A 22,406-nucleotide genomic window follows, 5' to 3' on the forward strand; every position below is an offset into this window, starting at 1 on the left:
GGCCTCAGCTCCCGCCCTGCCCCCGGAAGGCCCAGCCGGTCAGGCGACGCTCCGCCAGGGCGAAGATGCCGTACATGACGATGCCCATGGCCGCCACCACGATCAGGCCGGCGAAGACCAGCGGGATGCGGAAGCTGGAGGAGGCCTGCAGCATCAGGTAGCCGATCCCGCGGTTGCCGGCGATCGTCTCGGAGATCACCGAGCCGACAAAGGCCAGCGTCACCGCCACTTTCAGGCTGGCGAAGAAGTAGGGCATGGCACGCGGCAAACCGACTTTCAAGAGCACGTCGAGCGGGCGGGCTCCCAGGGACCGCATCGGGTCGCGCATCTCCGGCTCGACCGTGGCGATGCCCGTCGCGACGTTGACCACGATCGGAAAGAAGCTGATCAGGAACGCGGTCAGGATCGCCGGTACCGCGCCGATGCCGAACCAGACCACCAGGATCGGCACGATCGCCACCTTCGGCACAGCGTTGAAGCCGATCAGCATCGGCTGGAGGGCGGCATAGGCCAGCCGCGAGCCGCCGGCCAGCACGCCCAGGGCCAGGCCGAACACCACCGCCAGCGCGAAGCCGGCCAGCGTGGTGACGAGCGTGAACGAGGCGTTGAACCAGATCGGGCCCGCCATGTTCCAGAGTTCGGCCAGAGCCGCCGAGGGCGGCGGCAGGATGAACTCTGGTATCGCGAACAGCCGGCAGACGGCTTCCCAGAGCCCGAAAAGAACCAGATTGGCGGCCCAGGGAGCCAGGCGTTCCGCGCTCATGCTTCGGTCCGCGCATCGGCCACGGCGGCACGCAGTTCATGAACGATGTCGGTGAACTCAGGGGTGAAGCTGTGGTCCAGGCGACGCGGGCGCGGCAGGTCGATCGCCCGGCTCTTGACGATCCGTCCGGGCCGGCCGCTCATGACATGGACGGTATCGGCCAGGAACACCGCCTCGCGCAGGTCATGGGTCACCAGCATCACGGTGAAGCGCCGCTCCATCCACAACTCCTGCAGGGCCAGCCAGAGTTCTTCCCGGGTGAAGCTGTCCAGGGCGCCGAACGCTTCGTCGAGCAGCAGCATCTCCGGGCGATGGACCAGGGCCCGGCAAAGATTGGTGCGCTGCTGCATGCCGCCGGACAGTTCGTAGGGCGGACGGTCGGCGAAGCCAGAAAGGCCCGTCAGGCGCAGGAGTTCGCGCGCGCGTTCCACATAAGGGGCAGGATCGGCCCGGTAGGCGGCGCGCTCGCTGGCGGCGACCTCGAGCGGCAGCAGCACGTTCTTCAGGACGCTGCGCCACGGCAGCAGCGTCGCGTTCTGGAACGCCATGCCGACGCCGCCGCGCGGGCCACAGATCGGGCTGCCTCGATAGCGGGCCTGCCCGGCACTGGCCTCGATAAGGCCGGCGGCCAGCTTCAGGAGGGTGGACTTGCCGCAGCCGGAAGGGCCTACCAGGGCCATGATGCCGCCTTCCGGCACATCCAGCGTGCAGTTCTCCACCGCCACGGTGGCGCCGGCCCGGTTGCCGTAGCGCAGGGTGACGCCATCGAACGCGACCAGGGGGATCACCGGGCGAGCTTGCGCGCTTCAGGGGCCGGGAGGAATTTTGACGTCCAGATCACGTCGACCGTCGGCTTCTCGGCGAGGTCGAGAGCGTCGGCCAACTGGTCGATCGAGCGCGCGAGCCTGTCCGTGTCGACGTCGCCGAAACCGGCCTCCTGGACATGCGGGGTCAGGATGTTGACGTCGACCGCCATGGCCAGGCGCTTCTTCTCCAGTTCCGCGTCCGCCAGTGGATCCTTGGCCATGACGATCTCGATGGCGCCGTCCGGGTCGGCCACCAAGTCCTGCATGCCCCTGGCGACCGCACGGTTGAATGCCTTCACAGCATCCGGGTGCTCGTCGATGAAGCCCCCTGAAGCGATCACCGCATTGCCGTAGAAGTCCAGGCCGTGATCCTTGTAGAGCATGACGGTGACCGTCGACGGATCCACGCCCTTGCTCTCCAGGTCGAGCATCGAGGTGAAATAGTGGCCGGAGATCGCGTCGACGTCGCCCCGCACCAGCATCGCCTCCCGCAGGGGTGGATCCATGTTGACCCTGGGTACGGCGTCCGGGTCGATCCCGACCGCCGCGGCGAACGCGGGAAACAGCTTGTAGGATGCATCAAATACCGGACCGCCCAGGGTCTTGCCCACCAGATCCTCGGGCTTCTCGATGCCGGATGCGGGTAGCGCGTAGAGGCCGAACGGCGCGCTGTCGTAGATCATCATCACTGCCTGGACCGCTTGGCCGGGATTGGCCGCGTTGAACTCGACCAGGGCGTTGATGTCGGCAAAGCCCATCTGATAGGCGCCGGACGCTACCCGGGTGACGGCGCCGGCCGAGCCATTGCCGCTGTCGATGGTGACCGACAGGCCCTCTTCGGCGAAATAGCCCTTGGCGTCCGCGATCAGAAACGCCGCGGTCGGACCCTGGTACTTCCAGTCCAGGGTGAAGCGGATTTCAGTTTCGGCCTGGGCAGGACCTGCCCAGGCGACGAGCAGGGCGCCCATCCCGATGGCACAAGCGAACGACCGACGCAGCATTCCTGCCTCCCGTTGCATTCAAAGGCGGCATGCCGATGCGGCCCGCCCTCTGCCTGGGCAGGAGCAAGGCTCATGCCGCCAGAGATGACAAGGATCCGGTGACAGAAGGGCCCGCCGGGCAGACGCGGCAGACATGTCGGACACTTTCTCCTTGCAAGGAGAAAGGAGGAGGCCTACATGCACCGCCGCGACGACAGCCATGGCTGACATGTCTGCCATCCGGAGACCCTTTGTTGAGCCCGAAGAACAGCAAGTCCGCCCGAACCAAGCCGTCCGCCGTAAAGGCTCGGCCAAGCGATCGCTGGACCGTGCGCGGCGTGCCGGCGCGCCTGCAGAAGGCTGCTGCCGAGGCGGCCTGGGCTGCGGACCTGACCATGGGTGCCTGGCTGTCCAAGCTGGTCGAGGAAGCGGTGGCGGCGGACCAGCCGCCCAGCGATCCCACCACGCTGGAACGGCTTGCTGCCATCGAGAAGCGGCTCGAGGAACTGGAGCGGGCCCTGCCCGTCACTTCCGCGTAACGATTTCGCGTGCCACCCGGTTCACCGGTGAGGCGCGCGGCAACCAAGATGTGAGCCGGCAGCCTCCTCCCTGCTGCCGAAGGTCCACCCTCTCCCCTCGGATCAAAGGATCCAACTCGATGAACCAGAAGCTGGCTCGTGCGGCTCGCGAGCTCGATTATGCAACGCCCTGCCTGCTGATCGATGTCGACCGCGTCGAAGCCAATTTCCGCGCCCTGCGCCATGCCATGCCCGATACCGCGATCTACTACGCGATGAAGGCCAACCCGGCGCCTGAGATCATGGACCGGGTCGCTTCCCTGGGCGGCTCCTTCGACTGTGCCTCGGTCAACGAGATCGAGATGGCGCTGGCGACGGGCGCCGAGCCGACCAGGATCTCGTTCGGCAACACCATCAAGAAGGAACGCGACATCGCCCGCGCCTTCGAGCTGGGTGTACCCCTCTATGCCTTCGACAGCCTGGCCGAGTTGCAGAAGATCGCCCGTGCTGCTCCAGGTTCCCGTGTGTTCTGCCGGATCCTGACCGACGGCGTCGGGGCCGAGTGGCCGCTGTCGCGCAAGTTCGGCTGCGTGCCGGCCATGGCCGTCGACCTGCTGCGCGAAGCCGCGCGGCTGGGCGTGGTGCCGTGGGGGATCAGCTTCCATGTCGGGTCGCAGCAGAAGAACGTCGACTCTTGGGACAGCGCGGTCGCCGAAGCCGCGGCGATCTTCACCACGCTGGAAGCCGATGGGATCAAGCTCGGCCTGGTCAATCTCGGTGGTGGCTTTCCCACCGCCTACCTGGAGGACGTTCCCGCGGCCGAGGCCTATGGCGAGGCGATCCACGCTAGCCTGATGCGCCACTTCGGCAACCGGATGCCGCAGACGATCATCGAGCCCGGCCGGGGCTTGGTTGGCGATTGCGGCCTGCTGGTCTCGGAGGTCGTGCTGGTGGCTGAAAAGGGCGACCAGGACGGCCGGCCGTGGGTCTACCTGGATGTCGGCAAGTTCGGCGGCCTGGCGGAAACCATGGACGAGGCGATCCGCTACCGGATCACCACCGACCGGAAGGGCCCCGAGCAGCACGTGGTGATTGCAGGCCCCACCTGCGACAGCGCCGACGTGCTCTACGAGAAGAGCGACTACCGCCTGCCGGCCGATCTGGCGGCGGGCGACCGCGTGCAGATCCACGGCACCGGCGCCTACACCACCACCTATGCGAGCGTGGCCTTCAACGGCTTTGCGCCCTTGGCCTGCCGCTGCATCTGACAACGGCGCGCCGCTCGACCAGCATTGGCCGGGCGGCGGCGCCTTCCGGCTGATCGGCCGTTGTCCCGATCGCTCCGTCGTCGTTCCCGATGAAGGGACGAGGAGCGTGTCCATGTTCCTGTCTTCCTGCACCGCCGCTCCGGCCGATGCCGAGGCTGGCGGCAACCTCACCCTGCGTACCGGGACCGAAGCCGACCTGGACGCCATCGTCGCGATCTATGCGGAGCAACTCCTGGCCGGCCTCGGCTCCTGGGAGGAGACGGTTCCCGATCACGCGGAGATGGAGCGGCGCCTGGCGGCAGTGCGCGCGGCTGGCCTGCCCTGGCTGGTCGCGACCGACCACACCGGACGGGTGCTCGGCTACTGCCATGCTCGGCCGTTCCGGGCGCTGTCCGCCTATCGCGGCACCATCGAGGACTGCATCCACGTGGCGAAGGACGCCCGCGGGCTGGGCGTCGGTAGCATGCTGCTCGCGGCGCTGATCGAGGCCTGCGCGGGTCGGGGTTTGCGCCGAATGGTGGCGGTGGTGGGCGATGCCCGCAACCGCGCCTCGATCAGGCTGCACGAGCGCGCCGGCTTCGAGATCTGTGGCCATCTGCCGGGTGCCGGTGAGAAGATGGGGGAGCCTGTCGACGTCGTGCTGATGCAGCGCTCCTTGCCTGACCACTCGATCGCCGGCCGGGCGTGAGCAGATCCTAGTTTCTAGAAACTGACTCGTGCCGCTACCGCAATGATGTCGATCCGGCTTTCATAGGAGGCCTGAAGGTCGCCACGCGTGGCATTGCCCGCCCCGCTCGCGGACAGGTCGACCGTGCTGTCCTCGACGAAGATGTGCGAGTAGCCGAGGTCGAAGGTCCAGTCTTCGATCGGAGACCAGGACACGCCGGCGGACAGCCAGTAGCGGTCGCCGTCGGGGATGCGCGGGGTGCGGTCGGCATCAGGCACGGGTGACTGGTCATAGGCCGCGCCAGCACGCAAGGTCCAGGCGTCGCTCAGGCGGTAAGCGGCGCCCACCGAGGCGAACCAGGTGTCTTCCCAGGCCTGCGCGGTGACGCTGGCGGCCTGCGCCGGATTATCGAAATCGATGCGCAGTTCATCGAACTGCGACCAGTCCGTCCACTGCAGATCGGCCAGGAGGGTCAGATCAGCACCAATTGCCTGGGACAGGCCCAGCGAAACCGTGGTCGGCGTGGTCAGCGAGGCGCTGGCACCGGTATCCACAAACTGACCGGTGGCCGCCGAGACGATCGCTCCCATCCCGGAGGTGCCGAGGTCGAAGTCGGCATCGCCCTTGATGTCCTGGCTGATCTGCGAGCGGTAGGACAGGCCAACTCGGGTGCCCTCGACGGGCTCGGCGATGGCGCCCAGAACGACGCCGAAGCCGATGTCGTCACCCTCCACCTTGGCCTTGCCATCCTGTGCGCCCGGCTGGGGCGTGATCGGCAGCGCCTGGCCGGACCGGTCCTGGATGATGGCGCCGATCGTACCGAAATCCACGGCGTTGGTGAGTTCGGCGTGGATGTACTGGGTGCTGAAGCCACCGCCCAAGGTCAACCAGGAGGTAGGCCGCCAGGCGATGGTCGGGGTAGCATTGATCGAGAACAGCTTCGACTTCACCGCGTGATAGCGGCCGACCCAGTCCTCGTCGTACTTCGAACCAAGGCCGTAAGGCGCGTTCACCGCAAGGCCGATCGTCCAGGCATCGTCGATCGGATAGGCGGCATAAAGCGCCGGGACGCCAACGTCGGGGAACACGTCCGATTGGCTGGTCCTGCCGCCAATCGGCGTGCCCAGCACGGTCGCGGCCGAGGACGAGACCAGCTCCGCATCCGGCACTACCAGCGAGACATGCTGCTCGATCGTCGGCTTCCTGACGAAGCCCAGCGCCGCCGGATTGAAGAACATGGCGGACAGGCCGCCCTCGCCCGCAGTCATCCCGGCAAACGAACTGCCCTGGCCAGAAGCGCTCTGCTCACGGATCGCGTAGCCGGAGGCATGGGAGGCTGAAGAAGCCGTCAAGACCAGGGCAGCGGCCGATGTGCCGAGCAGCAGGAAACGGTACACTCTCGGCATGACAGGCCCCTTCGTTACGCTTTTGACGCGAAATGATCCGGGCAATGCTCTACTGTCAATCAAGATGGAATCGATCAAGACACAGCAGCGACGCTCCGTGGCCGCGACGCTACGGAAGGGCGATCCTGGAAGCGTTCAGGCGTTATGGGCGTAGCGGACCGCCTGCTCGCGGATCAGCCGCGCGACCTCCTCGGGAGCCTCGATCCCGAACAGGACCGGGCGACGCTGCCGCGCCACCCCTTCCACCGCCGCAGGGAAGAAGTCGCGGCGGCGCAGGATCAGGTCGCCCTCGCTGGCGCCCGGCGGCCGATGCAGCTGGAGCTGCAGGGCAGTGAACGGATACTCCTGCATCGGCTGGAGACGGGCCGGATCGACGATCCGCACCCGTTTGTCGGTCACGGCATAGAGGATGCCGGGGCCAGCCCTAGCTGCACGAAACGGCAGCGTCAGGGCGTTCAGCCCGAACGCCGCCACGACCGCCGCCAGCATCACCGCGTCGGTGCGCCAGATCATCCAGGCCGCGATGGCCAGGACGGCGATCCCACCCGGCCACCATTTGCGTTCCACCGCCACCAGCCGGGCGGGGTCTGGCCGACCGGTCCACAAGACGCGCTCGTCCGGCAGCAGCCCGGCGGCGAGGGCCGCCTCGGCCCCGCCTGCCGGTCCATCGCCTCGCGCAGAAACGCTCACGCGAGCTGCGCTGCCGGTTCCACCGCCCCCAGGGTCACCGGCACCGCAAGCTTGTCCAGCATCTCCTTGGGAACGACCTGCCAGAAATGGCCGATCTCGCCGGCATAGTCATGGAGGATCTGCTTGCCCAGCGGGCTGGCCGTGGCGGCGACATGCTCGCGGATCAGGTTCTGCAGAAGCTCGGCATAGTGCTCCACCTCGATCCGCTGCCAGATCACCATCTCGTCGTTGATCCGGCTGGCCAGATGGTCATGCGGATCATAGACGAACGCCATGCCACCAGACATGCCGGCTGCGAAATTGTCGCCGGTATGGCCGAGGATGACCGCCGTGCCGCCGGTCATGTACTCGCAGCCATTGTCGCCGACACCTTCGACCACCGTCACCGCGCCGGAGTTGCGCACCGCGAAGCGCTCGCCGGCCATGCCGGCTGCGAACAGCTTGCCGGCCGTGGCGCCATAGAGGCAGGTGTTGCCGATGATAACGTTGTGGTGCGGCGTGAGCGGCGAGGATACCAGCGGACGGACCACGATGGTGCCGCCCGAAAGGCCCTTGCCGACATAGTCGTTGGCGTCGCCGAACACCTCCAGCTTGAGCCCCTGCACCGCGAACGCGCCCAGCGACTGGCCGGCGGAGCCGCGCAGGCGCACGGTGATGTGCCCCTCCGGCAGCTTGGCCATCCCGTACTTGCGGGTGATGTGCGCCGAGAGCCGGGTACCCACCGCGCGGTGCACGTTGCGCACGTTGTACTGGAGCTGCATCTTCTCACCGTCCTCCAGCAGAGGCCGGGCATCCTTGACCATCCGGGCATCCAGCGTGTCCGGCACCTCGTTGCGGCCATCCACCGTGCAGAAGCGCGGATGCGGACCCGGGTCGACATTGGCCAGGATCGGATTGAGATCCAGGTCGTCCAGGTCAATCGAGCCGCGGCTGACCTGACGGAGCAGGTCGGCGCGCCCCACCGCCTCCTGGATCGAGCGGAGGCCCAGGGAGGCAAGGACCTCGCGGGTCTCCTCGGCGATGAAGCTCATCAGGTTGACGACGTGCTCCGGCTTGCCGTCGTACTTGGCGCGCAGGTCGTCGCGCTGGGTGCACACGCCGACCGGACAGGTGTTGGAGTGGCACTGCCGGACCAGGATGCAGCCGACCGCCACCAGCGAGAGGGTGCCGATCCCGTATTCCTCGGCCCCCAGCATCGCGGCGATCACCACATCGCGGCCGGTCTTGATCCCGCCATCGGTGCGCAGCGTCACCCGGTGGCGCAGCCGGTTCAGGGTGAGCAGCTGGTTGGTCTCGGACAGGCCCATTTCCCACGGCGTGCCGGCGAACTTGATCGAGGTCTGCGGCGAGGCGCCAGTGCCGCCGGTGTGGCCGGAGATCAGGATCACGTCTGCTTTGGCCTTGGCCACCCCCGCTGCAATCGTGCCGATGCCGGCCTCGGAGACCAGCTTCACGCAGACCTTGGCATCCGGGTTGATCTGCTTGAGGTCGTAGATGAGCTGGGCCAGGTCCTCGATCGAGTAGATGTCGTGGTGCGGCGGCGGCGAGATCAAGGTCACGCCAGGCGTGGCGTGGCGCAGCCTCGCAATCTCCACCGTGACCTTGAAGCCCGGCAGCTGGCCGCCCTCGCCGGGCTTTGCACCCTGGGCGACCTTGATCTCCAGCTCCTTGGCCGCGTTCAGGTACTCGGCGGTGACGCCGAACCGCCCGGACGCGACCTGCTTGATCGGCGAGTTGGCGTTGTCTCCATTGGGCCTGGGGGTAAAGCGCTCCTTGCCCTCGCCGCCCTCGCCGGAATCGGCCTTGGCGCCGATCCGGTTCATGGCGATGGTGAGCGTCTCGTGCGCCTCAGGCGAGAGCGCGCCCAGGGACATGCCAGGGGTAACGAAGCGCTTGCGGATCTCGGTGATGCTCTCGACCTCGTCGATCGGCACCGGCCCGCCCTTGGGCGCGAACGCCAGCAGGTCGCGGATCGCGACCGGCTCGTGCTCGTGGAGCATCTCCGCGAAGCGCTTGTAGGACGAATAGCTGTCGTTCTGGACGGCATGCTGGAGCTGGTGGATGGCCTTGCCCTCCAGCGCCTGGGCTTCGCCACCACGCCGGTAGCGGTAGAAGCCGCCGATCGAGAGAACGGGCGCGCCCTCGGCATAGGCGCGAGCGTGCATCTCCAGGACACGCTTGCCGATGCCGGCAAGGCCGATGCCCGAAATCCGCGAGACCAGGCCCGGCAGGTACTCCCGGCACAAGGAGCGGGACAGGCCGACCGCCTCGAAATTGTAGCCGCCGCGGTAGCTCGAGATGATCGAAATGCCCATCTTGGACATGATCTTGAGCAGGCCCTGCCCGATCGCCTCCTGATAGCGCGCCAGGCATTCCTGCAAGGTCAGGCCTGGGAACAGGTTGCGGGCATGCCGGTCGGCAATCGCCGCCTCGGTGAGGTAGGCGTTCACCGCAGTGGCGCCCACGCCGATCAGCACGGCAAAGCAGTGCGTGTCCATGCATTCGCCGGAGCGCACGGTGATCGAGGAAAAGGCGCGCAGCCCCTGGCGGACCAGATGGCTGTGCACGGCGCCCACCGCCAGGATCATCGGAAGCGGAGCCCGCTGCGGGCCGACATCCTCGTCGGTCATGAGCAGGTTCTCGGCTCCGCCGCGCACGGCGTCCTCCGCCTCCTGGCGGATCCGCTCCAGCGCATGGCGCAGCGTCTCCGACCCGTCGGCCGGGAAGGTGCAGTCGATCCGGCGCATCCGCTTCTGGAAGTGGGCTTCCAGCGCCAGGAGCTCGGTCGTGGTGATCGCCGGGGATTCCAGCTGCAGGATCGAGGTCTGGCTCGGGTCCTCGTCGTAGACGTTGCCCAGGTTGCCGAACCGGGTCTTCAGGCTCATCACCCGCCATTCTCGCAGCGGGTCGATCGGCGGATTGGTGACCTGGGCGAACTGCTGGCGGAAGAAGTGGTGCAGGCCGCGATACTGCTTGGACAGCACCGCGAGCGGGCTGTGGTCGCCCATCGAGCCCAGCGTCTCCTTCCCGTCCTGCACCATTGGCGCCAGGATGAGTTCCAGGTCCTCGACGCTGACGCCGAACTGGGCCTGGCGGCGGCGCAAGTCGGCGCGCTCGAAGCTGGAGGGCTGGAAGTCGCGGGCTGCGACCAGGTCCTCCAGGTTGCGGATGTTCTGCACCCACTTGGAATAGGGCTTGAGGGCGGCCAGCCAGTCCTTCAGCTCGATGTCGCGGAAGAACCGGCCAGAGATCAGGTCGACGCCGATCATCTCGCCCGGGCCGACCCGGCCCTTCTCGACCACCCGGCTTTCGTCCAGCGGCACCATGCCGGCCTCGGAGCCCACCACCAGGAGGCCGTCGGAGGTGCGGGCATAGCGCATGGGGCGCAGGCCGTTGCGGTCCATCCCGGCCACCGCCCAGCGGCTGTCCGCGGCGACCACCGCGGCCGGCCCATCCCACGGCTCCATCACGCAGTTGCAGTAGTTGAACAGGTCGGCATGCTCCTGGGGCATGGCGATCTTGTTCGACCAGGCCGGCGGGATCAGCAGGGTCTTGACCAGCGGCAGCGAGCGCCCGGCCCGCACCAGCGCCTCGACCACCGCGTCGAGCGACGCACTGTCCGACGAGCCGGCCTGGATCAGCGGCTTCACGTCCTCGTTGAACTCGCCGAAGGCCGGCGCGGACATCCGGGTCTCGTGCGCCTTCATCCAGTTGGTGTTGCCGCGCACGGTGTTGATTTCGCCGTTATGGGCGAGCGTGCGAAACGGCTGGGCCAGGCGCCAGGCCGGCCAGGTGTTGGTGGAGTAGCGCTGGTGGAAGATCGCGAAGGTCGAGACGAACTGCTCGTCCTGCAGGTCCGGGTAGAAGACCGACAGCGCCTCGGCCAGGAACAGGCCCTTGTAGATGATCGACCGGCAGGACAGGGAGCAGAGGTAAAACTCGCTGACCTGCGCCGCCAGCACCTGCTTCTCGATCCGGCGGCGGATCACGTAGAGGTCGCGCTCGAACGTGTCGGTGTCGATCGAGCAGTCGGGATTGCCGATGATGATCTGCTCGATCTCCGGCCGGGTCGCCTGGGCCTTCTCGCCCAGCACCGAGGTGTCGACCGGAACCTGGCGCCAGCCGCGCACCTGGTAGCCGCCGCGGATGATCTCGCTCTCGACAATCGAGCGGCAGGTCTCCTGCGCGCCGAAATCGTTGCGCGGCAGGAACACCATGCCGACGCCCAGGCGTTCGTCGACCTCCACGCCGACATCGGTGACGTAGCGGCGGAAGAAGGCGTCGGGGATCTGGACATGAATGCCGGCGCCGTCGCCGGTCTTGCCGTCGGCATCCACGGCACCACGGTGCCAGACCGCCTTCAGCGCCTCGATTGCCTTGGTGACCACCTCGCGGCGCGGCTTGCCGTCGATGGCGGCGATCATGCCGACGCCGCAGGAGGAGTGTTCATCCTCGGGGGCGTACATGCCGCGCGCCTCGAGCATGGCGCGGTTGTCCTCGTAGGCCCGAACGAACTCGGCGCCGCTCTCGATGGGAAGCTGGCTCATGGTTCTAGTCCTCAGGCGGCTGCGGCGAGCGCGGCGTCCTCGGCCGCGCGAGCGAGAAGATAGTTGTGCATCGAGGCGGCGGCATCGCGGCCGTCGCGAATTCCCCAGACCACCAGCGAGGCGCCGCGCACGATGTCGCCGCCGGCGAACACGCCGGGCAGGTTGGTCTGCATGGTGCTCCAGTCGATGCTGATGGTGCCCCAGCGCGAGACCTTCAGTTCCGGCTCGCCGAACATGGCGAGATGATCCTCCGGATCGAAGCCAAGCGCGGCGATCACGAGATCGGCCTTCAGGGTAAAGCTGGAGCCCGGGACGATCTCCGGCGACTGCCGGCCCGTCGAGTCCGGCGCACCCAGCCGCATCCGCACCGCGCGGACAGCCTCGACCCGGTCCTCGCCGACGAACGCCTCCGGCGCCGAGAGCCAGGCAAACTCGACGCCCTCCTCCTCGGCGTGCTTCACCTCGCGCATCGAGCCCGGCATGTTGTCCTTGTCGCGCCGGTACAGGCATTTGACGGACAGAGCGCCCTGGCGGATCGCGGTGCGCACACAGTCCATGGCGGTGTCGCCGCCGCCGACCACCACGACATGCCGCCCCTTGGCGTCCAGGCGACCGTCCGCGAACTCGGCCACCTCATCGCCGAGGCTGATCCGGTTGGAGGCCGTCAGATAGGAGAGTGCCGGGACCACACCCGGCAGCCCAACGCCCGGCGCCTGCAGGGCACGCGCCTTGTAGACGCCGGTGCCGATGAAGACTGCATCGTGGCGGGCGCGCAGGTCCGAGAAAGTCGGGTGGCCGGGTGCGCCGATATCGACGCCCAGATGGAAATGGATGCCGCCCTCCTCGAGCAGCTTCCAGCGCCGCACCACCACGTCCTTCTCGAGCTTGAAGCCCGGGATGCCGTAGATCAGCAGGCCGCCGACACGATCGTACCGGTCATAGACATGGACCTGCCAGCCCTGCTTGCGCAGCTGATCGGCAACCGCGATCCCGGCCGGGCCGGCGCCGATGACCGCCACCGACTGCTTGCGCTCCTGGAGGGGGCGGTTCGGCTTGACCCAGCCCTTCTCGAAGGCAGTGTCGTTGATGTAGCGCTCGACCGTACCGATGGTGACCGAGTTGAAGCCCTTCTCGATGACGCAGTTGCCCTCGCACAGGCGATCCTGGGGGCAAATGCGGCCACAAATTTCAGGCAGGTTGTTGGTGGCGATGCTCAGTTCGTAGGCTTCCTCGATCCGCCCCTCAGCGGTCATCCTGAGCCAGTCGGGGATATTGTTCTGCACCGGGCAGTGCACCTGGCAGAACGGGATGCCGCACTGTTCGCATCGGGACGCCTGCTCCTGGGCGCGCTCGTCCCGGAACCGGTCGTAGATCTCGCCAAAATCCTGGACGCGCTCGTCGACGCTGCGCTTGTGCGGCAGGTTCTGCGGCACCGAAACGAACTGCATCATCTTGGAGCCGGCCATCGGCTTGTCCTTCGTCCGCGATTCGACTGACGGCACGTAGGATCGCGCCGCCTTGGAAGCGTACTAAGGAGAGACCCGACAGCCGTAAAGGCCCGATGGCAGACTTGGTATCGAGTCAGGACCTATTTTCGCGCACTTACCTGAAAGTTCACATCAGCAGAACAATGCGCGAGAATTTTTGTCCCGAAACAGGACCAGCTTGCTCACAGCTTCCGCACCTGCGTGCGGACAAACTGCTGCAGATAAGGCGGAGCGGCTACCCGCATCGGGGTAGGCTCCACGCCCAGGTCCCGGAGCCCAAGAGCATCCGCGGCCACCACATTGTCGGAGCGCAATTGCAGGACCTGATCCCGGGTAAGCGGCGGCGTCGGGAGGATTTGCAAAAAACGTGCCTGTGTGTCCGCCACTGAAAAAGGCAGATTCATAACATAGCGGTTGCGGCCCAGGACCTTTTGCAGCCAGTCGAGGATCTCGCGGAAGCTCATCACCGCCGGCCCTCCAAGCTCGTAGGTGTGGCCGAGAACGTCCGGCCGCGTCAGGGCGGCCAGCACCGCCTGGGCAACATCGACCACGAACACCGGCTGGAACCGCGTGTGCCCGCCGCCGATCGCCGGCAGGACCGGCGAGTTCACGGCCATCTTGGCGAAGCGGTTGAGGAACTGGTCTCCGGGCCCGAACACCACGGAGGGACGCAGGATCACCGCATCCGGCCGCACCGCCCGCAGCGCCGCCTCTCCCTCGCCCTTGGTGCGGGCATAGATGCTCTTGGACTGCGGGTCGGCGCCGATCGCCGAAACCTGGATCAGGCGTGCACTCCTGGGTGCCGCTCGCGCGATCCTGGCCGGCAGCTCGGCATGAAGCCGCTGGAAATCGCCTGCGCGGTGCTCGTGCAGGATGCCGATCAGGTTGACCACGGCATCGACCCCGGACAGCACGGTTTCCAGCGAGGCATCGTCAGACAGGTCGCAGGCGAGCGGTGCAACCTGGCCCACCTGGCCCAGCGGCTTGAGGAACAAAGCACGGTCGGTATTGCGGCAGGGGACCCGGACCTGCGCGCCCGCCGCGCACAGATGGCCGACCACGTGGCTTCCGATGAAGCCGGTCCCGCCCATCACCGCGACGACCATGTCCCGCATCTGGATCTCCTCCAACTCGAAGCCCTCGCGCGCTGTCTATCCTTCCCCCTGCCGGGATGGAAGGCGGTGCTCGGGCCTTCTGCACGCCGCGCCTGGCGCGGTAAGCACCACCTGACCGCGCCAAGTTCCTGGCTGAACCGCCTGGGCACGTCCCGGTGACAAGATGTTGAAACAAGTTGGCGATGGCCTGTTGACGGCTGTCGCGAACTCGCCTAATTCCCGCCCCGCACCGAGTGCCCAGGTGGCGGAATTGGTAGACGCACTAGCTTCAGGTGCTAGCGCTCGCAAGGGCGTGGAGGTTCGAGTCCTCTCCTGGGCACCACTCTCTCGGGTGTTTACGGATCGTTAACCATCAAGGGTCTAGGGTGCGCCCAGGACCGCAAGATTGGAAACGGTGCGTATGGCGATCCAGCTTCATCACGGCGACCTGCCGAGCGATTTCGTGGCTGGCGGGCCGGTTGCCGTGGACACCGAGACCATGGGCCTGCAGCCGGGCCGCGACCGCCTCTGTCTTCTGCAGCTGGCTACCGCCGATGGCTCGGTCCATCTCGTGAAGTTCGCCAATCGCCACTATGATGCGCCGCGGCTGGCTGCGGTGCTCGCCGATCCGGCAATCCTGAAGATCTTTCATTTCGCCCGTTTCGACGTGGCGGTCCTCCATCACTTCCTGGGTGTGCGGGTTGCCCCGATCTGGTGCACCAAGATCGCGTCCAAGCTGGTCCGCACCTACACCGACCGCCACGGGTTGAAGGAGCTGACCCGGGAACTGCTGGGTGTCGAGTTGCAGAAGCAGGAACAGAGTTCGGATTGGGGCGCCGATCAGCTCAGCGACGCCCAGCTCCGCTACGCTGCCAGCGACGTCCTGCACCTGCACCGGCTGAAGGAACGCCTGGAGGCGATGCTGGAGCGCGAGGGCCGCCTGCATCTGGCATCCGCCTGTTTCGGCTTTCTGCCGACACGCGCGGAACTGGACATCGCCGGATGGGGCGAGCAGGACATCTTCGCCCACTGACGGGCCACGGAAGCCGATCATGCCTGTTACGGCAATCGCCACCGCCGATTCCAGCGCCGCCGGGCCCGAGGCCGACCTTGCCGTCGCCCGGGAGGTCCTGGCGACCGAGGCCCAGGCGCTGCAGTCCCTGGCTGGCTCGCTTGGGACCGATTTCGTCGCTGCCTGCGATCTGTTGCAGGCAGCGCGCAGCCGTGTCGTGGTCACCGGCATGGGCAAGAGCGGCCATGTCGCCGCCAAGATCGCCGCCACACTGGCCTCGACCGGCACGCCTGCCCAGTTCGTGCATCCCGCCGAGGCCGCCCATGGCGACCTTGGCATGATCACGCCTGCGGACGCGGTGCTGGCCCTGTCCAATTCCGGGGAGACCCCGGAGCTCCAGTCGATCCTGATCCATGCGCGCCGCTTCGGCATCCCGCTGGCCGCCATGGTCGGCCGGGCGCCCAGCACCTTGGCGGACGCCGCGGATGTCGCGCTGGTGCTACCGCCCGTCACCGAGGCCTGCCCCCTGGGGCTGGCGCCTACCACCTCCACCACCGCGATGCTGGCGCTGGGCGACGCCCTGGCCGTGGTACTGCTCGGCCGGCGCGGCTTTTCCCGCACGGCGTTCGCGGACCTGCATCCCGGCGGCAAGCTCGGCGCCCGGCTGGTCCGGGTCCGCCAACTCATGCATGAAGGCCCTGCCCTGCCGCTGGTACCGCTCGGCACCCGGATGGGCGATGCCCTGCTGGTAATGACCAAGAAGCGTCTGGGTTGCGTCGGGGTGCTCGACGATCAGGGAGCGCTGGCAGGGATTGTCACCGATGGCGACCTGCGTCGGCACATGGCCCCGGACCTGCTGGGCCGCCCGGTGGAGGCATTGATGACCGGGCGGGTCCGTACGATTGTGCCGGAGGCCCTGGCGGTGGACGCGGTGCGCGAGATGAACGCTGCCGCCATCACCGTCCTGTTCGTCGTGGCCGAAGGCCGCCCGGTCGGCGCCATCCATCTTCACGATTGCCTCAAGGCCGGGGTGGCCTGAGCTGGTGGTCGCACGTCCAGAACAGCCGATGATGCGACCCGGCGCCGGTTCCCCGCATGGGCCCGGCCCGTCCCACCCCGCTCCCTCGCAGCCAAGGGCGCCGCGGCGGCAGCGCCGCCGGTTCGTCGGCCTGATGCGGCTGGCCTTGCCGGGCGTGGCAATAGGGCTGATCGTGCTGGTGGTCGCTTGGCCCAAGATCTTTGGCGACGTTGCCGGCATGATTGCACCATCCAGCCTGTTCGAAGGCATCTCGATCACCGAGCCGATGCGGATGCGCAATCCGCGCTATGTCGGGACGGATTCGGAAGGCGGCCGCCCCTATGAGGTCGAGGCCGACGAGGCGCAGGTCGATCCGGCGGCGCCGGACCGGATCACTTTGATGCGGATGCGCGCCGACATTCAGGGCCAGGACGGTCAGGTCACCCGGCTGACCGCCAAGGATGGGCTATACCAGCGGGACATCGGACGATTGGACCTGACGCACGACGTCAAGCTTTATACGCCGGACGAAACCGAGTTCACCACCGAACAGGCAACCATCCTGCTGGACGAACGGAGCGCCTCCGGCGAGGAACATGTCACGGGCATCGGCCCGCGCGGCACCATCGACGCGGACGCCTTCAAGATCGAGCAGGGTGGCGACGTGATCCGGTTTCGCGGCAATGTTCGAGTGGAACTGGTCCAGGACCAGTCCGAGGGAGATGCGCCTTGATCGCGAGCAGAGCTCTTCTGGCTGTGGCCCTGGTCGGACTGACGCCGTTCGCGCCAGCGTTCGCCCAGGAGAGCAATGGCCTGGCCGGGCACAACTCCAAGCAGCCGATCGAGATCACCTCCGACAGCCTGACGGTAGAGCAACCCAAGCAACTGGCGACCTTTGCCGGCAATGTTGACGCGGTGCAGGGCGACATGAAGCTGCGCGCCGACCGGCTGCTCGTCCACTACGCCCGCCGCAGCGATACGGGCGGGGCCGGGGAGAACGGGGCGGGCGCGGATCCCGCCAACAACTCGATCCGGATGATCGAGGCGTTCGGCCGCGTCGTGATCACGTCCCCGGCCGAGACCGCCCAGGGCAGCCAGGGCGTCTACGACGTCGTGGCGGGCACCATGCAGCTCACCGGCGACGTCGTCCTGACCCGCGGCGAGAACGTGATCCGCGGCAATCGCCTCGACATGGACCTCAATTCCGGCCTGTCCAAGGTGACTGGCGGCCAGAAGAGCGAGCGGGTCCGCGCCCTGTTCGCTCCTGGTAGCGACAGTCCGGCACCTTCTGCCGATGGCAGCCAGGAGAACGACCAGCCGTGAGCCTGGCAGCGTCCGACACCCGCTACGGCCGGCAGCACCGGCACCAGCCCCTCGACGCGGAGCAGCGCGGCCTGCCGCTGTCGGAATTGTCCGCCTACAAGATCGGCAAGCAGTATGGCGGCCGCACCGTCCTGCGCGACGTCAGCCTGAGGGTCGGCCGGGGCGAGGCGGTGGGTCTTCTGGGACCGAACGGGGCGGGCAAGACCACCTCCTTCTATATCCTGACCGGACTGATCTCGCCCGACTATGGACAGGTCGTGCTGGACGGCGCCGACGTCACCGACCTGCCCATGTTCCGCCGCGCCCGCCTCGGCGTGGGCTACCTGGCGCAGGAGGCCTCGGTGTTCCGCGGCATGAGCGTCGAGAGCAACCTGCGCGCGGTGCTGGAACTGGTGGAGCCGAGCCGGCTGCGCCGCGAGGAGATGCTGGACGAACTCCTCGCCGAGTTCGGGCTGAGCCATCTGCGCCGCGCTCCTGCCCTTGGTCTTTCCGGCGGTGAGCGGCGTCGCGTCGAGATCGCCCGCGCCCTGGCGTCGCAGCCGGGCTTCATGCTGCTGGACGAACCGCTCGCCGGCATCGATCCCATCAATGTCGCGGAGATCCGTACCCTGGTCGCGCATCTGAAGGATCGCGGCCTGGGCGTGCTGATCACCGATCACAACGTGCGCGACACGCTGGAGATCATCGACCGTGCCTACATCCTGCACGAGGGCCGCGTGATCATGGAGGGTACCCCGGCTTCGATCGTGGCGGACGAAATGGTCCGCAAGGTTTATCTCGGCGACGATTTCGCCCTGTGAGCCGCCGGCACCTTCCCACCTTCCGCCGCTTCGCGCGGCCCCTATCCGGGAGCCGCCGATGAGTGCCGGCATGCGCCTGGAGATGCGCCAGTCGCAGGGACTGGTGATCACCCCGCAGCTGCAGCAGGCGATCAAGCTCCTGCAGCTCTCCAACATGGAGTTGGACCAGTTCATCCAGCAGGAGCTGGCGGAGAATCCCTTCCTGACCCGTGGCGACGACGGCGTCGCCGAGCGGCAGGCCGAGGCGGCGCCCGAGCGCGAAGCGCCGCTGGATGGTCGCGCCGAGCCGGTTCCCGAGGCGCCGGCGATCGCCGGCGCCGATGGACCGGATTGGCCCTCCGAGACCGGGGAGAGCAGCGCCGAAGCCTTCCCTGCCGCCCCGCGCGAGCGCCGTTCGGCGGGCGGGGACGAAGACCTGCCCTCTTTGGAGGCGACCCTCAGCCGGCCGGTCTCGCTGCGCGAGCACCTCCTTGCCCAGGTGGTGGCCGATGCCGACGACCCGGAGACCCGGTTCATCGCCTGTGCCTTGGTCGAGCGCCTCGACGGGGCCGGCTACCTCCGCGAGCCGGTCGAGGAGCTCTGCGTCGAGCTGAAAACCGGCCGCGACGTGATCGAGCGGGCCCTGCGAATCGTGCAGGGCCTGGATCCGGCCGGCGTGGGCGCCCGCGACCTGCGCGAGTGCCTGGCCCTGCAACTACGCGAGCTGAACCGACTCGACCCTGCCATGCAGGCACTGCTCGACCATCTGCCCGCCCTGGCCCGGGCCGACTTCCCGTCGCTGCTGCGGGCCTGTCAGGTGGATCAGGAGGACCTGCAGGACATGATCGCGGAGATCCGTGCCCTCAACCCGCGCCCGGGCGCCGCCTTCGATCCGGACCCGGCCCCGGTGGTGTCGCCGGACGTGCATGTCCTGCCGATGCCGGGCGGCAACTGGCGGGTCGAGGTCGACCCGCGCACCCTTCCCCGGGTCCTGGCCGACACCGGCTACTACAGCGTGATTTCCAGCAGCGCCGAGGGCCGCAAGGCCAAGGAATACCTGTCCGAGCGCTGGCAGTCAGCCAACTGGCTGGTCAAGGCGCTCGACCAGCGGGCCCGGACGGTGCTGCGGGTCACCAAGGCGATCTTCCAGCGGCAGAAGGGCTTCCTCACCCATGGGCCAGCGCGGCTGCGCCCCTTGGTGCTGCGCGACATCGCGGAAGCGACCGGGCTGCACGAGAGTACGGTAAGCCGGGCCACCAGCGACAAATACGTGGGCACGCCCCGGGGTACCTTCGCCCTGAAGTATTTCTTCTCCACCGGCCTCCCCTCGTCGGATGGCGAGAGCAGCGTCAGCGCGGAGGTGATCCGCCAGCGGATCCGCAAGATGATCGAGCGCGAGACGCCCGACGACATCCTGTCCGACGACAAGCTGGTGCTGCTCCTGGACAAGGAAGGCATGCAGGTGGCGAGGCGCACCGTGGCGAAGTACCGGGAATCCCTGAACATCGCATCGTCCCTGCAGCGCCGCCGCGCCAAGGCGCTGCACCGCTGAGCGGCGGCCAGTCCCGGCCGGTGCTGCATGCCTCCTGCGTCCGGCTGCACGGTCGCGGGGTCCTGATCCAGGGCGCGTCCGGAACCGGCAAGTCCCGCCTGTGCGCCGCCCTTCTCGGCCAGGGCGGCTGGCTGGTGGCCGATGACGCCGTTCGGCTGGAGAACCGGCAAGGAAGTCTCCTGGCGCACCGGCCGGACACGATCGCCGGCCATCTGGAGCTCCGCTACCTGGGACTGGCGGTCGTACCCTCCCTGGCCTGTACAAGGCTCCATCTCGTCGTCATGCTGACACCGTCCGCACCTATCGAGCGCTTGCCGGCGCCACGTGTCGCCGGCATTCTTGGAGTCGTGCTTCCCTTGATCACCATCGCGCCGGATGCAATCGACCAGGCCGGCGCCCATGTGCCGGCCGCCATGGCTCGCCTTATCCGCGAGGTCCCATGAACCGCATCGTCATTGTCACCGGGATGGCCGGCGCCGGCCGCACCACCGCCCTGAAGGTCCTGGAGGATCTGGGCCTGGAGGCAGTCGACAACCTGCCGATCGGACTTCTGCGCAAGCTGGTTCAGACCGTCGACCCTCTGGAGACCGATCTGGCGATCGGCATCGACCCACGCTCGCGCACCTTCGACGTCGAGGCGCTGATCACCCGGCTGGAGCGGCTGCGCGGCTCCGGCGTGGCCGAGATCCGCCTCCTGTTCCTGGACTGCGACGACGAGGTCCTGCGCCGGCGGTTCAGCGAGACCAGGCGCCGCCATCCGCTCGCCTTCGACCGCTCCCTCGAGGATGGAATCGCCCATGAACGGCAGATCCTGGCGCGAGTGCGCGAGATGGCCGACCACATCATCGATACCAGCGCGCTTACCGCGGCCGACCTGAAGCGGGTGATTTCCGGCCATTTCGACGCGGCCGAAGGTCAGCGGCTGGCGATCCACGTCATGTCGTTCTCGTTCCGCAATGGCCTGCCGCGCGAGGCGGACCTGGTGTTCGACGTGCGTTTCCTGCGCAATCCCCATTATGACCGGGACCTGCGCCCGATGACTGGGCTGGACCAGCCCGTCCAGGAATACGTGGCCGATGACCTGGACTTCGCGTCCTTCATGGAGCGACTGGTGAATCTGCTTCTGCCCCTGCTTCCGCGCTACCGTGCCGAAGGCAAGTCGTACCTGACCATCGCGGTCGGCTGCACCGGCGGAAAGCACCGCTCGGTGTTCGTGGCCGAATCGCTTTCGGCCCAGCTGAGGGAGGCTGGCTGGGTGGTCGGCGCGCACCACCGCGACATTCCACGCACCGGCGCCACTATCGAGCAGTTGCGCGCGATCGAGGGACAGCCATGATCGGCTTGGTGATCGTCACCCATGGCCATCTCGCGGACGAGTTCGTGTCGGCGATGGAGCATGTGGTGGGGCCGCAGCAGAACGTTGCGGCGATCTCGATCGGGCCGGACGACGACATCGAGCGCCGCCGGGTCGATATCGTGGCTGCGGTCAAGAAGGTCGACACCGGGAACGGCGTGATCATGCTGACCGACATGTTCGGCGGCACGCCTTCCAATCTCGCGATCTCGATCACCGACCGGCCGCAGGTCGAGGTGATCTGCGGCATCAACCTGCCGATGCTGATCAAGCTCGCCATGGTGCGCTCGACCGAGACCCTCCCGCAGGCGATCAGGAGCGGCCAGGAGGCCGGGCGCAAGTACATCCAGGTGGCCAGCCAGATCCTGTCCGGCGAGAAGAGCTGAACGCGAAGAGGCAGGCGGGACCCAAGTGAGCAGCAGCCAGGATAACAGCGGCACGGCGAACAGCCCTCGGGCGCAGGGCGGAACCGCGCTCGAGGTCCGGGTATGCAATGCCCGCGGCCTCCACGCCCGGGCGGCGGCCAAGCTGGTCCGGATGGCCGACACGTTCGACGCGGTCGTGGTGGTCGCCAAGGACGATGCCGAGGTCACCGCCACCTCGATCCTTGGCCTGATGATGCTGGGCGCCTCGATGGGTTCCATCCTTCGGGTGAGCGCCCGCGGAGCCGAGGCCGACCGGGCACTGCACGCCATCGCCAGCCTGATCCAGCGCGGCTTCGACGAGTAGGGAGGGCCAGGACACCCGGTCCCACGGCAGGACCGGAACTGGAGCAACCGTCCCTGGCCAGTGCGCCGTGCCAACATGGATTGGCCGCCCCGGGCAGCCTGCTTACTATCTCGCGAACTCCCGGTCGATGTAGTGTCACGGCTGATCTGGGGTGGACCTGCCTCGCGGGCGACGGCTTGCCAAGCGCAGGCCACATCCTCGGACAGCGGCCTGATGCTTGGACTGCCCTCCTCGCGATGCTCCTGGGTCCTCACCCTTCGACAAGGCCGGCGACCAGGACGTTCCTGTGCCAAGCGTCGAGAACAGGCGATGACGGGCTTCATCCGTCCGGTTCTCGTGACCGTCATCCGCAGCCGCTCTGCGATGCGGGCCTCATTGCCATGTCCCGCATGCGCCCATTGCTATGCGGCCGG

General features: G+C 67.5%; 21 protein-coding genes and 1 tRNA gene. 14 read left to right on the forward strand and 8 right to left on the reverse strand.

The genetic code is table 11. The features are described from left to right. Nucleotides 1-4: 4 nt before the first annotated feature. Genes GEMRO_RS0123730 through GEMRO_RS0123740 form a run of 3 tightly spaced genes read right to left on the reverse strand, consistent with a single transcriptional unit; the run spans nucleotide 5 to nucleotide 2,570 of the window. Nucleotides 5-763: an ABC transporter permease gene (locus GEMRO_RS0123730; RefSeq protein ID WP_027136008.1), complete on the reverse strand. Its 759-nt coding sequence runs from the start codon at nucleotides 761-763 to the stop codon at nucleotides 5-7. Further along, entirely contained in the window at nucleotides 760-1,551 is a 792-nt protein-coding gene (locus GEMRO_RS0123735) for an ABC transporter ATP-binding protein (protein WP_205625070.1), read from the reverse strand. The genes GEMRO_RS0123730 and GEMRO_RS0123735 overlap by 4 nt, the downstream gene beginning before the upstream one ends. Beyond that, nucleotides 1,548-2,570, reverse strand: coding sequence for an ABC transporter substrate-binding protein (locus GEMRO_RS0123740; protein ID WP_157505719.1), 1,023 nt, complete (start codon nucleotides 2,568-2,570; stop codon nucleotides 1,548-1,550). The genes GEMRO_RS0123735 and GEMRO_RS0123740 overlap by 4 nt, the downstream gene beginning before the upstream one ends. A gap of 233 nt (nucleotides 2,571-2,803) precedes the next feature. Here GEMRO_RS0123740 and GEMRO_RS0123745 point away from each other — a divergent pair, with 233 nt between their 5' ends. The 3 genes from GEMRO_RS0123745 to GEMRO_RS0123755 all read left to right on the forward strand — a co-directional run bounded on the left by GEMRO_RS0123745 (nucleotide 2,804) and on the right by GEMRO_RS0123755 (nucleotide 5,023). Beyond that, nucleotides 2,804-3,088 (forward strand): hypothetical protein, encoded by a 285-nt coding sequence (locus tag GEMRO_RS0123745; RefSeq protein ID WP_157505720.1) that lies wholly within the window; start codon nucleotides 2,804-2,806, stop codon nucleotides 3,086-3,088. A 119-nt stretch (nucleotides 3,089-3,207) separates the two neighbouring features. Next, complete coding sequence (locus GEMRO_RS0123750; protein WP_027136012.1) at nucleotides 3,208-4,335, forward strand: type III PLP-dependent enzyme; 1,128 nt, start codon at nucleotides 3,208-3,210, stop codon at nucleotides 4,333-4,335. Nucleotides 4,336-4,447: 112 nt separating this feature from the next. Continuing rightward, on the forward strand, nucleotides 4,448-5,023 hold the full coding sequence (locus GEMRO_RS0123755; protein ID WP_051329406.1) for a GNAT family N-acetyltransferase: 576 nt from the start codon (nucleotides 4,448-4,450) through the stop codon (nucleotides 5,021-5,023). A gap of 14 nt (nucleotides 5,024-5,037) precedes the next feature. Here GEMRO_RS0123755 and GEMRO_RS0123760 read toward each other — a convergent pair whose 3' ends face one another. The 5 genes from GEMRO_RS0123760 to GEMRO_RS0123780 all read right to left on the reverse strand — a co-directional run bounded on the left by GEMRO_RS0123760 (nucleotide 5,038) and on the right by GEMRO_RS0123780 (nucleotide 14,247). Continuing rightward, nucleotides 5,038-6,486, reverse strand: a complete 1,449-nt coding sequence (locus GEMRO_RS0123760; protein ID WP_157505721.1) for an OmpP1/FadL family transporter — start codon at nucleotides 6,484-6,486, stop codon at nucleotides 5,038-5,040. 57 nt (nucleotides 6,487-6,543) lie between these two features. Further along, nucleotides 6,544-7,098, reverse strand: coding sequence for a hypothetical protein (locus GEMRO_RS0123765; RefSeq protein WP_027136015.1), 555 nt, complete (start codon nucleotides 7,096-7,098; stop codon nucleotides 6,544-6,546). Further along, nucleotides 7,095-11,645 (reverse strand): glutamate synthase large subunit, encoded by a 4,551-nt coding sequence (gene gltB, locus GEMRO_RS0123770; RefSeq protein WP_027136016.1) that lies wholly within the window; start codon nucleotides 11,643-11,645, stop codon nucleotides 7,095-7,097. Before gltB ends, GEMRO_RS0123765 begins: the two co-directional genes overlap by 4 nt. A gap of 11 nt (nucleotides 11,646-11,656) precedes the next feature. Then, nucleotides 11,657-13,111, reverse strand: a complete 1,455-nt coding sequence (locus tag GEMRO_RS0123775; RefSeq protein ID WP_027136017.1) for an NAD(P)-dependent oxidoreductase — start codon at nucleotides 13,109-13,111, stop codon at nucleotides 11,657-11,659. Between the two features lie 203 nt (nucleotides 13,112-13,314). Continuing rightward, nucleotides 13,315-14,247, reverse strand: coding sequence for a complex I NDUFA9 subunit family protein (locus GEMRO_RS0123780; RefSeq protein WP_027136018.1), 933 nt, complete (start codon nucleotides 14,245-14,247; stop codon nucleotides 13,315-13,317). Nucleotides 14,248-14,482: 235 nt separating this feature from the next. Between GEMRO_RS0123780 and GEMRO_RS0123785 the strand changes: the two genes are divergently transcribed. The 11 genes from GEMRO_RS0123785 (at nucleotide 14,483) to GEMRO_RS0123835 (ending at nucleotide 21,993) form a co-directional block, all read left to right on the forward strand. After that, nucleotides 14,483-14,569: transfer RNA gene (locus tag GEMRO_RS0123785), tRNA-Leu, on the forward strand. Nucleotides 14,570-14,647: 78 nt separating this feature from the next. Continuing rightward, nucleotides 14,648-15,259, forward strand: a complete 612-nt coding sequence (locus GEMRO_RS0123790; protein ID WP_027136019.1) for a ribonuclease D — start codon at nucleotides 14,648-14,650, stop codon at nucleotides 15,257-15,259. A 19-nt stretch (nucleotides 15,260-15,278) separates the two neighbouring features. After that, entirely contained in the window at nucleotides 15,279-16,277 is a 999-nt protein-coding gene (locus GEMRO_RS0123795; RefSeq protein WP_027136020.1) for a KpsF/GutQ family sugar-phosphate isomerase, read from the forward strand. 133 nt (nucleotides 16,278-16,410) lie between these two features. Then, the gene (gene lptC, locus GEMRO_RS33020; protein WP_027136021.1) at nucleotides 16,411-16,989 is read left to right on the forward strand and encodes an LPS export ABC transporter periplasmic protein LptC; all 579 of its coding nucleotides are present in this window, start codon (nucleotides 16,411-16,413) and stop codon (nucleotides 16,987-16,989) included. After that, the gene (lptA, locus tag GEMRO_RS31480; protein ID WP_084507500.1) at nucleotides 16,986-17,579 is read left to right on the forward strand and encodes a lipopolysaccharide transport periplasmic protein LptA; all 594 of its coding nucleotides are present in this window, start codon (nucleotides 16,986-16,988) and stop codon (nucleotides 17,577-17,579) included. Before lptC ends, lptA begins: the two co-directional genes overlap by 4 nt. A 71-nt stretch (nucleotides 17,580-17,650) precedes the next feature. Next, complete coding sequence (gene lptB / locus GEMRO_RS0123810; RefSeq protein WP_027136022.1) at nucleotides 17,651-18,379, forward strand: LPS export ABC transporter ATP-binding protein; 729 nt, start codon at nucleotides 17,651-17,653, stop codon at nucleotides 18,377-18,379. A 58-nt stretch (nucleotides 18,380-18,437) separates the two neighbouring features. After that, entirely contained in the window at nucleotides 18,438-19,910 is a 1,473-nt protein-coding gene (gene rpoN / locus GEMRO_RS0123815; RefSeq protein ID WP_027136023.1) for an RNA polymerase factor sigma-54, read from the forward strand. A gap of 20 nt (nucleotides 19,911-19,930) precedes the next feature. Then, nucleotides 19,931-20,353 (forward strand): HPr kinase/phosphorylase, encoded by a 423-nt coding sequence (locus GEMRO_RS0123820; RefSeq protein WP_051329409.1) that lies wholly within the window; start codon nucleotides 19,931-19,933, stop codon nucleotides 20,351-20,353. After that, complete coding sequence (rapZ, locus tag GEMRO_RS31485) at nucleotides 20,350-21,246, forward strand: RNase adapter RapZ (protein ID WP_051329410.1); 897 nt, start codon at nucleotides 20,350-20,352, stop codon at nucleotides 21,244-21,246. The genes GEMRO_RS0123820 and rapZ overlap by 4 nt, the downstream gene beginning before the upstream one ends. Next, nucleotides 21,243-21,650: a PTS sugar transporter subunit IIA gene (locus GEMRO_RS0123830; RefSeq protein ID WP_027136024.1), complete on the forward strand. Its 408-nt coding sequence runs from the start codon at nucleotides 21,243-21,245 to the stop codon at nucleotides 21,648-21,650. The genes rapZ and GEMRO_RS0123830 overlap by 4 nt, the downstream gene beginning before the upstream one ends. Before the next feature lie 25 nt (nucleotides 21,651-21,675). Beyond that, the gene (locus GEMRO_RS0123835) at nucleotides 21,676-21,993 is read left to right on the forward strand and encodes an HPr family phosphocarrier protein (protein ID WP_027136025.1); all 318 of its coding nucleotides are present in this window, start codon (nucleotides 21,676-21,678) and stop codon (nucleotides 21,991-21,993) included. Nucleotides 21,994-22,406: the final 413 nt, after the last annotated feature.

This window comes from Geminicoccus roseus DSM 18922 (assembly GCF_000427665.1).
GTDB classification, from domain to species: Bacteria; Pseudomonadota; Alphaproteobacteria; order Geminicoccales; family Geminicoccaceae; genus Geminicoccus; species Geminicoccus roseus.

What these genes read in the sequence shown, in the direction of transcription:
- GEMRO_RS0123730 (WP_027136008.1), bottom strand. Translation starts at nt 763, where the DNA reads ATGAGCGCGGAACGCCTGGCTCCCTGGGCCGCCAATCTGGTTCTTTTC.
- GEMRO_RS0123740 (WP_157505719.1), bottom strand. Translation starts at nt 2,570, where the DNA reads ATGCTGCGTCGGTCGTTCGCTTGTGCCATCGGGATGGGCGCCCTGCTC.
- GEMRO_RS0123750 (WP_027136012.1), top strand. Translation starts at nt 3,208, where the DNA reads ATGAACCAGAAGCTGGCTCGTGCGGCTCGCGAGCTCGATTATGCAACG.
- GEMRO_RS0123755 (WP_051329406.1), top strand. Translation starts at nt 4,448, where the DNA reads ATGTTCCTGTCTTCCTGCACCGCCGCTCCGGCCGATGCCGAGGCTGGC.
- gltB (WP_027136016.1), bottom strand. Translation starts at nt 11,645, where the DNA reads ATGAGCCAGCTTCCCATCGAGAGCGGCGCCGAGTTCGTTCGGGCCTAC.
- GEMRO_RS0123775 (WP_027136017.1), bottom strand. Translation starts at nt 13,111, where the DNA reads ATGGCCGGCTCCAAGATGATGCAGTTCGTTTCGGTGCCGCAGAACCTG.
- GEMRO_RS0123780 (WP_027136018.1), bottom strand. Translation starts at nt 14,247, where the DNA reads ATGCGGGACATGGTCGTCGCGGTGATGGGCGGGACCGGCTTCATCGGA.
- GEMRO_RS0123790 (WP_027136019.1), top strand. Translation starts at nt 14,648, where the DNA reads ATGGCGATCCAGCTTCATCACGGCGACCTGCCGAGCGATTTCGTGGCT.
- GEMRO_RS0123795 (WP_027136020.1), top strand. Translation starts at nt 15,279, where the DNA reads ATGCCTGTTACGGCAATCGCCACCGCCGATTCCAGCGCCGCCGGGCCC.
- lptC (WP_027136021.1), top strand. Translation starts at nt 16,411, where the DNA reads ATGCGGCTGGCCTTGCCGGGCGTGGCAATAGGGCTGATCGTGCTGGTG.
- rpoN (WP_027136023.1), top strand. Translation starts at nt 18,438, where the DNA reads ATGAGTGCCGGCATGCGCCTGGAGATGCGCCAGTCGCAGGGACTGGTG.
- rapZ (WP_051329410.1), top strand. Translation starts at nt 20,350, where the DNA reads ATGAACCGCATCGTCATTGTCACCGGGATGGCCGGCGCCGGCCGCACC.
- GEMRO_RS0123830 (WP_027136024.1), top strand. Translation starts at nt 21,243, where the DNA reads ATGATCGGCTTGGTGATCGTCACCCATGGCCATCTCGCGGACGAGTTC.